General features: G+C 65.2%; 10 protein-coding genes. 3 read left to right on the forward strand and 7 right to left on the reverse strand.

Annotated elements, in window-relative coordinates; genetic code table 11:
• Positions 1–569 (forward strand): amidohydrolase family protein (locus tag VGD20_RS07075; RefSeq protein WP_331133777.1); only part of this gene is annotated, 569 nt, incomplete at its 5' end.
• Positions 570–573: 4 nt separating this feature from the next.
• Here the strand turns inward: VGD20_RS07075 and VGD20_RS07080 are convergent.
• Positions 574–1,359, reverse strand: a complete 786-nt coding sequence (locus tag VGD20_RS07080; RefSeq protein ID WP_331133778.1) for a tyrosine-protein phosphatase — start codon at positions 1,357–1,359, stop codon at positions 574–576.
• Positions 1,356–2,159: a crotonase/enoyl-CoA hydratase family protein gene (locus VGD20_RS07085; protein ID WP_331133779.1), complete on the reverse strand. Its 804-nt coding sequence runs from the start codon at positions 2,157–2,159 to the stop codon at positions 1,356–1,358. Before VGD20_RS07085 ends, VGD20_RS07080 begins: the two co-directional genes overlap by 4 nt.
• A 51-nt stretch (positions 2,160–2,210) precedes the next feature.
• Between VGD20_RS07085 and VGD20_RS07090 the strand changes: the two genes are divergently transcribed.
• Positions 2,211–3,350, forward strand: coding sequence for an acyl-CoA dehydrogenase family protein (locus VGD20_RS07090; RefSeq protein ID WP_331133780.1), 1,140 nt, complete (start codon positions 2,211–2,213; stop codon positions 3,348–3,350).
• Positions 3,347–4,051 (forward strand): acyl-CoA dehydrogenase family protein, encoded by a 705-nt coding sequence (locus VGD20_RS07095; protein WP_331133781.1) that lies wholly within the window; start codon positions 3,347–3,349, stop codon positions 4,049–4,051. The genes VGD20_RS07090 and VGD20_RS07095 overlap by 4 nt, the downstream gene beginning before the upstream one ends.
• 3 nt (positions 4,052–4,054) lie before the next feature.
• Here VGD20_RS07095 and VGD20_RS07100 read toward each other — a convergent pair whose 3' ends face one another.
• The 5 genes from VGD20_RS07100 to VGD20_RS07120 form a co-directional block, all read right to left on the reverse strand.
• Entirely contained in the window at positions 4,055–5,185 is a 1,131-nt protein-coding gene (locus tag VGD20_RS07100; protein WP_331133782.1) for a CaiB/BaiF CoA-transferase family protein, read from the reverse strand.
• 16 nt (positions 5,186–5,201) lie between these two features.
• Positions 5,202–6,452, reverse strand: coding sequence for an acetyl-CoA C-acetyltransferase (locus VGD20_RS07105; RefSeq protein WP_331133783.1), 1,251 nt, complete (start codon positions 6,450–6,452; stop codon positions 5,202–5,204).
• Positions 6,453–6,519: 67 nt separating this feature from the next.
• The gene (locus VGD20_RS07110; RefSeq protein ID WP_331133784.1) at positions 6,520–7,302 is read right to left on the reverse strand and encodes an SDR family NAD(P)-dependent oxidoreductase; all 783 of its coding nucleotides are present in this window, start codon (positions 7,300–7,302) and stop codon (positions 6,520–6,522) included.
• Positions 7,303–7,313: 11 nt separating this feature from the next.
• Positions 7,314–8,519, reverse strand: coding sequence for an acyl-CoA dehydrogenase family protein (locus tag VGD20_RS07115; protein ID WP_331133785.1), 1,206 nt, complete (start codon positions 8,517–8,519; stop codon positions 7,314–7,316).
• Positions 8,516–9,610: an acyl-CoA dehydrogenase family protein gene (locus VGD20_RS07120; protein ID WP_331133786.1), complete on the reverse strand. Its 1,095-nt coding sequence runs from the start codon at positions 9,608–9,610 to the stop codon at positions 8,516–8,518. The genes VGD20_RS07115 and VGD20_RS07120 overlap by 4 nt, the downstream gene beginning before the upstream one ends.
• Between the last annotated feature and the right edge of the window lie 106 nt (positions 9,611–9,716).

The raw sequence follows: 9,716 nt of genomic DNA on the forward strand, positions 1-9,716 counted from the left end.
ATCAATGGGGGCTCCGCGTCGCCGCACACGCGCATGGCGCGGCGGGCATCCGCGCTGCGATTGCCGCCGGAATCGATACGATCGAGCATGTCAGCCTGGTCGACGACGAGGGCATTCGCATGGCGCTCGCGCGGGGGCGGCCGGTGTGGTTTTCGATGGATATCTACAACACCGAATATACGCAGGCCGAAGGTGCGAAGAATGGCGTGCTCGAAGATAACCTCCGCAAGGATCGCGAGGTCGCCCAGATCCAGCGCGACAATTTCCGCAAGGCGGTAAAGGCCGGGGTCCGCATGGTCTTCGGCTCCGACGCCGGCGTGATGCCGCACGGCGAGGTCGGCAGGCAGTTTCGCGTCATGGTCGAATACGGGATGACCCCGCTGCAGGCGATCCAAGCCGCGACGAAAAACGCCGCCGAGGCGCTCGGGCGCGAAAAGGACGTCGGCGCGATTGCGGTTGGTCGCTACGCCGACATCGTCGCGGTCGACGGCGATCCGCTCGCTGACGTGCGCCAGCTTGAAAGCGTCGACGCGGTGGTGAAGGGCGGGGTGTTGGTGCGGGGCCAATAGGCCCTTATACCACCAGCCGATCGGTCAGAGCTTCGCGCATGTCGGGGGTGAAATTCAGCACTGCCTCGGCATAGGTCGGGATATCGCCATGGTCGCGGCGCACCGTGGCGAGTGCGGCGTCGAGATAGGCGGGGTTCACCGACATCAGCGCGCGGATCGCGTCTTCGTGGATTTCGGCGCCATAGCGCGAGCGGATATGCGCCGCGCCCTGCGCAATGCGCTCCTCGATCTTGCCCGCGGTGTTGGTGAGGAGATAATCCTGCATCAGATCGTCTTCGTGGACGCCGAGCAGCCGATGGACGATCGCGACGGCAAAGCCCGTCCGGTCCTTGCCTGCGACGCAGTGAACGAGGCTCGGCGCATCATATTCGGCGAGCGCCGAAAGGTAGAGGCGCAGCGTTGCGACGAGCGCCGGACGATAGGGCATGCCGGCATAGGTATCGATCATCCGCTCGCGGGCCGTCTCGACGTCGATCGTCCCGCCCGCGGCTTGCAGGTGCGGCGCCAGCCCCGCCGTGATCCCGCCCGCAAACAGCACGCGGGCCGAGAATGTCTCGCTGCGCCGACACGGATGCAATTCGCGCTCGTCGTCGCCGCGCAGGTCGATCACCGTTTCCAGCCCGAGCCGGTCGAGCGCGGCAAGATCCTCGTCGCTCGCCGCCTCGTGATGCGCCGAGCGCCACAGCGTACCGTCGCGCAGCCGTCCTCCGCCTTCGACGGCATAGCCGCCATAGTCGCGGAAGTTGTGGATGCCGGCCAATGGCAGGACACGCTCGGCAATCATCGTCATTCTCCTGTAAACACCGGCGGCCGCTTTTCGACGAAAGCGTTGATCGCTTCGCGGTTGTCCGCGGTTTCGTGGACGATCGCCTGATAGGCCGCACTCAACTCCAAAATATCGCTCATCCGGCTGTGCTGCGCCTCGCGGAGCAGGCGTTTCGTCAGACGCAGCGCGCGGGGCGGGTTGCAGACGATCCGCTCGGCAATGGCGATCGCACGGTCGAGCAACTCGGCGTCGGGCACGACGTCCGTCACCAGACCATATTCCTTTGCCTGCGCGGCGTCAAAGCGGTCGCCGGTCAGAAACAGTTCGGCGGCGCGCGGATAGCCCAGCACCTTCTGCAGCAGCCACGCCCCGCCGTCGCCGGGCACGATTCCGACCTTGATGAAACTGCACGCGAACTTCGCGCTCTCGGCCGCGATGCGAATGTCGCAGGTGCAGGCAAGGTCGCAGCCGAGCCCGATCGCATGCCCGTTGACCGCGGCGATCATCGGCACCTCGCAATCCATCAGCGCGCGGATCACCGCCTGCACACCCTTGCGGTAATTGGCGCGGGTGGAATCGGGCTGATCGAGCACGCCGATGCCGGTGCGGTCCTGCATGCCCTTGAGGTTGCCGCCGGCGCTGAACGCCTTGCCGCTGCCGGTCAGGATGATCGCGCTGACGCCACGGTCGTCGCCGAGGGTGCGGAGCGTGTCGATGATGTCCTGGCAATCTTCGTGGGTACCGATCGCGTTCATGCTCTCGGGCTTGATCATCGTCAGGATCGCGATCTTGCCCCGCCGTTCGACACTCAGAAATTCGCCCATCTTCAATTATCCTTTGCTGCCTAACCAAAGCTATTGCATGGCTGGTGCGACATGCAAGGCTTTGCGCTCTATCCATTCGATCCGCCGGGCGATGTCGGTGCGCTGCGTGCCAAATTGCGGGCATGGCTCGCCGGGCATCAGCCGCGCGGCGACGTCGTCGAACGCGCCAATTGCTGGGCGAGTTTCGATGCCGATTTCAGCCGCCGTCTGGGCGCCGCCGGCTATGTCGGGATGACGCTGCCGGCGCGCTATGGGGGCGGCGACCGGCATCCGCTCGAACGCTATGTAGTGATCGAGGAATTGCTCGCGGCGGGTGCGCCGGTCGGCGCGCACTGGATTGCCGATCGGCAGACCGGACCACTGATCCTGCGTTACGGAAGCGAGGAACAGCGCGAGCGTTATCTGCCGGGCATCGCGAAAGGCGAACTCTACGCCTGTATCGGCCTTTCGGAGCCGGGCGCTGGTTCGGATCTCGCGGCGGTGCGGACGACGGCGCGCGAGACCGCCGAGGGCTGGCGCATCAACGGCCAGAAGATCTGGACCACCGGCGCGCATTTCTCGCACATCATGCTCGCGCTCGTCCGCACCGAAGAGGGGAGCGAGCGTAATGCGGGGCTCAGCCAGCTGCTCATCGACCTCGACACGCCCGGCATCACGATCCGCCCGATCATCGACATGGCGGGCCATCACGACTTCAACGAGGTCTTCTTCGACGATGTGCTCGTCCCGCACGGCGCCCTCGTCGGCGAGCGGGGGCAGGGGTGGCAGCAAGTCACCGCTGAACTCGGGCTCGAACGCTCGGGGCCGGAGCGCTACCTTTCGAGCCACGCACTGCTGGTCGCGCTGATCGATATGGCGGGGCCGGATCCCGATCACGCAATCGCATCATTGATCGGCGAACTCGCCGCCGAAATGTGGGCGCTACGACAGCTTTCGATGTCGACTGCGGCGAAGCTCGCCGCCGGCGAAGACCCGATGGTCGAGGCTTCGGTGGTCAAGGAACTCGGCAATGCCTTTGAACAGGACATGCCGCGACGCGTGCAGGCGATCGTCGATTGCGGCTGGAATGACGAGAATGACCTCGCGAAGCTGCTTCGCGCATTGCTCATCGCTTCACCCAGTTTCTCGCTGCGCGGCGGAACACGCGAGGTGATCCGCGGGATCATCGCGCGCGGATTGGGTTTGCGATGAGCGCCGCGCGCGACATGCTGTGCGACACCGCGCGTGCGGTCTTCGCCGTGGCGGACGATATCGCGCCGGTCGAAGAGGCAGGCTTTGCCCTGTTGCTGGTCCCCGAAGCCGAGGGCGGCTTCGGCGGCGATTGGGGGGACGTCGACGCGGTGCTGCAGATCGCGGGGGTGATAGTGCCCGACCTGCCAGTTGCCGGGCTCATATTGTCCGATGTCGATGACGGGCTTCGCGCCGCCGCGACCGTCAGCCTGATGGCGGGCGCGATGGGGCAGGCACTCGCCTTGTCGATCGAGCATGTGAACATGCGCCAGCAGTTCGGCCGCCCGCTCGGCAAGTTTCAGGCGGTGCAGCAATCGCTCGCGGTGATGGCGTGCGAAGTGCGTGCGGTCGAGGCGGCGGCGGCGGCGCTGGCCGCGCGGCTCGATGCCGTCGGACGCGACCCGTCGACCGCGGATTTTGAAATTGCTGCGGCAAAGCTGCGCGCCAATCGCGCGGTCGGTGTCGTCACGGCGATTGCGCATCAGGTCCACGGCGCGATCGGCTTTACCGAAGAATATGACCTTCACCGCGTCACCATCCCGCTGATGCGTTGGCGTGGAGAAGATGGAAATGACGCCCATTGGGCGCAAGTCCTCGGGCGTCAGGTCGCGGGTTTCGGCGGGCGCGGCCTGTGGGAAGTTATGACGGCGCGCGGCGCCTGAATCCTAGCGGACCGCACCACCTTCGCGGAGCGCCGCAATCTTGCCCGCATCATAGCCGAGCCCTGCCAGTACAGCATCGCTGTCACCGCCGACCACAGGTGCTGGGCGCGGCGTGTCGTTGATCGTCGCCGAATAGCGCGGGGCGGGCGCCGGCTGGACCGCGCCGCCGACCGTCAGGAAGGTTTCGCGCTCGACATTGTGCGGATGCTGCGGTGCTTCGCTCAGCGACAGGATCGGCGCGAAACAGACGTCGGTCATTTCCATGATCGCGCACCATTCGTCACGCGTTTTCGTGGCGAACAGGGCGGTGAGTTTTTCCTTCAGCGGCCCCCATTGCGCGGGGTCCATCTGTGCGTCGAAATCGGCGTCGTCCGTGAGTCCGGTCTTCTCGCGCAGCAACGCATAGAATTGCGGTTCGATCGACCCGATCGAGATGAACTTGCCATCGGCGCAGGCATAGCTGTCATAGAAATGCGCACCGCCGTCGAGCATGTTGACGCCCGCCTGATCCTGCAATCGCCCGGCGGCGTGGAACCACCAGCTCATGCCCGCGAGCAGCGCCGAGCCATCGGTCATCGCGCAGTCGATCACCTGGCCCTCGCCCGTGCGCGCGGCGTGGACGAGCGCGCTCGACATGCCGAACGCGAGCATCATTCCGCCACCGCCGAAATCGCCGACATAGTTCGCCGGGGGCACGGGCTTCTCGCCCGCGCGCCCGATGCCGTGAAGGACACCCGAGAGCGAGATATAGTTGATGTCGTGTCCCGCGGCTTGCGCATAGGGTCCGAACTGCCCCCAGCCGGTCATCCGGCCGTAGACGAGCTTCGGATTGTCCGCGAGCAGCACCTCGGGGCCAAGCCCGAGTCGCTCCATCACCCCGGGCCGGTAGCCTTCGATGATCCCGTCGGCGCTTTTGCAGAGATCGCGTGCGATCTGCACCGCTTCGGGATCCTTCATGTCGAGCACGATCGAGGTGCGGTTGCGGCTCAGCGGGTCGCGCGGGTCCATGAAGCCGCCGGGACGATCGATCCGGATCACCTCGGCGCCATGGTCGGCGAGCATCATGCCGCAGAAGGGGCCCGGACCGATCCCGGCAAACTCGATGATCCTGATACCCTTCAGCGGCCCGGTCATGATGCTCTCCTGTTCCTCAGATGCGTTCGATGATGATCGCGGGCGCCATGCCGCCGGCGGCGCACATGGTGACGAGGCCATAGCGGCCGCCCGAGCGTTCGAGTTCGTCGAGCGCGGTGCCGATCAGGATCGAACCCGTCGCGCCGATCGGGTGCCCGAGCGCCATCGCGCCGCCGTTGATGTTGACCTTTTCGCGGTCGAGATCGAGGTCGCGGATGAACTTTTCGGCGACGACCGAGAAGGCTTCGTTGATCTCCCAGACGTCGATGTCGTCCTTCGTCAGGCCAGCCTTTTCGAGCACCTTCTTCGCCGCCGGGACCGGGGCGTTGAGCATCAGCGTCGGATCATCGCCGATATTGGCATAGGCGACGACGCGCGCGCGCGGCTTCAGACCATGCTTGTCGGCGTAATCCTTCGAGGTCAGCAGCAGCGCGGCCGCGCCGTCGACGACGCCCGACGAATTGCCGGCGTGGTGGAAGTGCTGGATCTCGACATCGGGATAGCGGCGGTTGATTTGCTTGCGGAAGGTGAAGCCGCCGCCAAGGTCGAAATCGGCAAGGCCGGTGAAGGCCGGCTTCAGCGAAGCAAGCCCCTCGGCGGTCGTTTCGGGGCGCGGAAATTCCTCATGGTCGAGCGCGACGCTGCCGTCGGTGTTCAGGACCGGCACGACCGACTTGTTGAAGCGGCCTTCCTTGATCGCGCGGTCGGCGCGCTGCTGGCTGACGAGCGCAAGCGCGTCGAGGTCTTCGCGGCTGATGCCCTCGATCGTCGCGATCGCGTCGCCGCACACGCCTTGGTGCGATTGCGGGTGGATTTCGTCGAGCGCTTCATGACCCGAACCCATCAGACGCTGCGGCAGGCCCGCATTCGCCTGTTCGGCGGCATAGGCGGTCGTGTAGCTCATCATCTCGGTCCCGCCGGCGATAACGCAATCTTCCATGCCGCTCATCACGCTCGCGGCGGCGAAGTTGACCGAGCTGATGCCGCCGCCGCAGAAGCGATCGAGCGTCGTGCCGCTGGCCTTGGTGTCATAGCCTGCCGACAGCGCCGCCATGCGGCCAAGGTCGCCGCCCTGCTTGCCGTTCTGGCTCGACGTCGACCAGACGATGTCGTCGACGGTCGCGGTGTCGAGATTGTTGCGGTCGCGGATCGCGGCGAGCACCGTTGCGGCAAGATGCTGCGGATGCAGATGCGACAGCGCGCCCTTGCCGGGCTTGCCGACCCCGCGCGGGGTGCGAACGGCGTCGATGATATAGGCCTCGGCCATAGTGATGTCCTTTCGTGGAAGAGCTTCGAAGATCGTGAGTTGATTGAAAAGCAGTTCGTCGGGTTGCTCAGCGGGGGGCCATGCGGATCGCGCCGTCGAGGCGCACCGCCTGCCCGTTGAAATAGGTGTTGCGAACCATCTCCATTGCGAGGCTCGCATATTCCTCGGCCTTGCCGAGCCGCTTGGGGAAGGGGACAGAGGCTTCGAGGCTCTCCTTCACCTTCGGGTTCATATTGTTGAGGAGCGGCGTGCCGAACACGCCGGGCATGATCGAATTGACGCGGATGCCGAGGTCCATCAGGTCGCGCGCCATCGGCAGTACGAGGCCGTTCACACCGGCCTTTGCCGAACCATAAATCACCTGACCGATCTGGCCGTCCTGCGCCGCAACCGAGGCGGTGAGCACGATCGCACCGCGTTCGCCGTCTTCCATTTCGGGGAGGCTCGCCATGCCTTCGGCCGAGATCGATGCGACGCGATAGCTCGCGGTCAATATTCCCTCGACGCCAAAGGCATAGTCGGCGGTCGGGGTACGGCGATAGCCGCCGGTTTCCTTGTCATAAGCGAGCGTCTTGCCGCGGCGCGAGGTCATCGCGCAATGGACGCACACGCGCTCCTGCCCATGCGCCGCGCGCGCCTTGGCATAGCCGTCGAGCACCGACTGTTCGTCGGTGATGTCGACATGGACGAACAATCCGCCGATCGACGCCGCGACCTCTTCGCCCAGCGCGTCGTTGATGTCGAAAATGGCGACCCTCACCCCCGACGCGGCGAGGGCTTCGGCGGTCGCGCGGCCGAGCCCCGATGCGCCACCGGTGACGACTGCTGAAACAGTGGAATCGATTTTCATGGGGAGGCTCCTCAGGCGGGAATCTGGTTGAACGGGATGCCCTTGTCGGGCCGATGATCCTGCGGCAATCCGAGGACCTTTTCGGCAATCGTGTTGAGCAACGTCTCGTCCGACCCGCCCGCGATGCGGCCCGTCGGCGCGTTGATCCAGCTCGACGCCCAATCCTCTTTCTGCGAGGCATGCTTGTCGAAAAGGAAGGCGTCGCTGCCTTGTAGGTCGAGCGCAAGCTCCGACAATTTCTGGCGCGAACGCACCGCGACCAACTTGTTAAGCGAGCCTTCAGGCCCCGGCACCATCCCCGCCTGCATCATCAGCCGTGCGCGCACGTTGATCGAATCGAGCCCCGACCGCATCGCATGGTTGCGCGCGATTTGCTGGCGGATTCGCCCGTCCTCGATCGCCGGGCGACCGTTCAGTTGAACATCCTTCGCCAGTTCGACGAACAGGTCGAGATGCGGGCCGAAGCCGGCACTGTCGGTCGCGACATAGCGTTCGATCATCAGCGTCGCGATCGCGACCGCGAAGCCGCCGCCAACCGGCGACATGCGGTGATCGTCGGTGATCTTCACATCGTCGAAGAAGACTTCGTTGACGTGACTGTCGCCGCCCGCGAGCTTGATCGGGCGGACAGTGACGCCCGGCGCCCTCATGTCGACCCAGAAATAGGTCAGGCCCTTGTGCTTCGCGACGGTCGGGTCAGTGCGCACGACGATGACGCCATAGTCGCTATAATGCGCCCAGCTCGTCCACACCTTCTGCCCGTTGATCCTCCACCCGTTGCCGTCGGGCTCGGCCTTGGTGCGCAGGCCTGCAAGATCCGATCCGCCCGAGGGTTCGGAAAAGAGCTGGCACCAGATTTCTTCGCCCTGCAACGCCTTCAGCACGCGCTCCTTGACGAATTCCTTGTCGGGGCCGAACTGCATCAGAACGGGCACGGGCATGCCAAGCGAGATGCCGAAGTAGAAGCTCGGGAAGCCGTGCTTCATTTCCTCGGCGTCAAAGGTCACCTTTTCGAGATGGCTGAGCCCCTGGCCGCCATATTCGGTCGGCCAGTTGATCCCGGCATAACCCGCATCGAACTTCGCCTTCTGATACCGGCGACCAAGCGCGAGATCATCGGCTTCGGACAGCCCCTTGCGCGCATCGCGGCCAAAAGTCGGCGCGACCGATTGCAGCCAGGCCGCCGCTTTGGCGCGATAGGCTTCGAGATCGCTCACGCCGCTTCTCCCGCGAGTTGATCGACAAGCACATCTTCCCAGAACAGGCTGCTGCCCTGTTCGATCGCCAGACTGCGCGCGCGGCGCATGTGAAGATGCAGCCCGATTTCCCAGGTCACGCCGATGCCGCCGTGGATCTGGATGCAATCGCGCGCGGCGGTGTCATAGGCCTCGGTCGCCGACAGGCGCGCGGCCGCGGCGGCGGTGATGAAATCGGCTGCACCTTCGCGCGCCGCAGCGTGGATGCAGTTCGCGCGCGCCAGTTCGACAAGGCCATAGAGTTCGGCAATGCGATGCTTCACCGACTGGAAGGCTCCGATCGGCTGGCCGAACGCCTTGCGCGTCAACGCATAGTCGCGCGCGATTTCCATCAGCGCCTCGGCGCCGCCGGTCTGCTCATGCGCGGTGACGACGGCTTGCAATGCCAATATGTGGAGCGCCGCGCCACGCGCCGTGCTGCCCACCGCGAGTGTTTCGGCCGGTACGCCCGAAAAGCCGATGTCGGCGATCAGCCGGCTATTGTCGAAGCTGGGAACGGCCGAGCGCTGCGCCCCGGCGAGTTCGACCAGTGCGAGCACGGGCATGCCGGGGCCATTCGCATAGACGATGGCGACATCCGCTGCGAGCCCCGCCGAAACGCCGCGTGCGGTGCCGTCGAGCCGGTCGCCGGTACAGGTTACATCGGGGCGAGCGGGAAGGGCGTCCGGGCCCGCCGCAAAGGCGATGGCGCCGATGGTCTCGCCGCTCGCCAGTCCGGGCAGCCAGCGCGCCTTTTGCGCATCGGAGCCGAAAAGCTCGATCGCCTTGGCGGCGCCGAAACTCGACGTCAGAAACGGTGCGCCGCTAATGCTGCGCCCCGCCTGATGCGCGATCAGACCCAGTTCGATCAATCCAAGGTCCAAACCGCCATGGGCTTCGGGAAGGGCGAGGGCGGTCCAGCCCTGTTCCTTCGCGGTGTCCCAGAAGGGACGATGATATTCACCGACGGTTTCGAGAAGCGGCAGCAGTGCGTCCTTGCCGACCCGCGCTTCCAATGCGCGCCGCGATTCGATCGCGATCGCCTGCTGGCCTTCGTCATAGAGGATGGTCATGCCTTCACCTGCCCTTCTCCCGGTCGTTCTGTTCCGCCAAAGAACCGGACGTTGACGTAAACGTCAAGTGTTTTGACGCTACGCCTTTCCCGCATCAACTGACTTT

This window comes from Sphingopyxis sp., from assembly GCF_036402335.1.
Taxonomy (GTDB): domain Bacteria; phylum Pseudomonadota; class Alphaproteobacteria; order Sphingomonadales; family Sphingomonadaceae; genus Sphingopyxis.